Genomic DNA, 1,164 nt, shown 5'->3' with positions numbered 1-1,164 from the left:
AGGCGAGATCGCCATCGGCGATATGGCGACGGATCAGCAGACCGCGCGTCCATAAACCATCATTTGCGCTGTTGAACTGCTCGGCCTCGAGGTCGGCCAGTTCGAGATAACACCAGTCATGCAGCCTCGGTCCTTTGGTTCCGGCTCCCGCCGACAAGCGCTTCCAGTCGGACGGGCGCCGCGTCCGGGCGATGTCTTCGGCCTTGCCGGCGACCGGCTGTCGCTTGCCCCAGGATCGGAAGACATGAGAGCTGCTGACCCCGAGCACATAGCCTTTGCGTGCCCGCCGTAGCTGCTGTTCGATATCGCCAACACCGTAGACGGTGTCACCGGCAACCCACTTGAATGGTACAGACGCGGCTATCGCACGTGCGATCATTCTCGTCGCAAGCTTTGGTTTGGTCGCAAAGCCGACATCGGCAGGCACGTATGCGGCTTCCAGACGATCTGGATCGTCGGTCCATTCCTTCGGAAGATACAACGCGCGATCGATGAACGCATGACCATGACGCGAAACGTAGGTAGCGAAGACGCCGATCTGGCAGTTCGTGATCTTCCCTGCCGAACCAGTGTATTGCCGCGCCACTCCGCACGAGGCCTTACCCTGCTTGAGAAAGCCGGTCTCGTCGATCACGAGCACCGCATCGTCATCCGCCAAGTGCTCGATGACATAGTCCCGGACGATGTCGCGCAGGGCATCAGCGTCCCAATCCCCGCGACCCAGGATCGCCTGCTGCCGCCATGGGCCGGGATCGCCAGCCGCCTCCGCGCGCATCCAACCGGTCTTGCGCTGCTCATCTCCGAGCAGACCTTCCAGGAACAGGCCTGCATTCGTCGCCACACGCTCTTGCGTGAACAACGGACGTATCCGCTGCTTGACCTCTCGAAGCGACGCCGCCCACAACGCAAGCGTCTCCTCAACCGACGCGGCCCGCGTCCACGACATTCGAATCATGGTTGCCCATGGATTCAGAAGCCCGCAAACAAAGATCGCGGTAGGGACGCTCATTGCTGAGCGCCCCCCGCACAGATCCGGACGAGCCCAATTAAGGCATCTGAACCGCCCCGGGTTTGCCGGAGGCCATTTGGTTTAAGTTATGCCGCCATGGCGGGTTGTTCCAGCATGGCGTAGTAGCGTTGCTCGGCTTCGGCAGGCGGGATGTT

1 protein-coding gene is annotated in these 1,164 nt (G+C 61.5%); it reads right to left on the bottom strand.

Annotated elements, in window-relative coordinates:
• Window positions 1-955 (bottom strand): IS701 family transposase (locus IVA82_RS44840; RefSeq protein ID WP_247493938.1); only part of this gene is annotated, 955 nt, incomplete at its 3' end.
• Between the last annotated feature and the right edge of the window lie 209 nt (window positions 956-1,164).

Origin of the sequence: Bradyrhizobium sp. 142 (genome assembly GCF_023074015.1) — a bacterium.
Lineage (GTDB): Bacteria > Pseudomonadota > Alphaproteobacteria > Rhizobiales > Xanthobacteraceae > Bradyrhizobium.
This window is presented reverse-complemented; position numbering and strand designations above follow the sequence as displayed.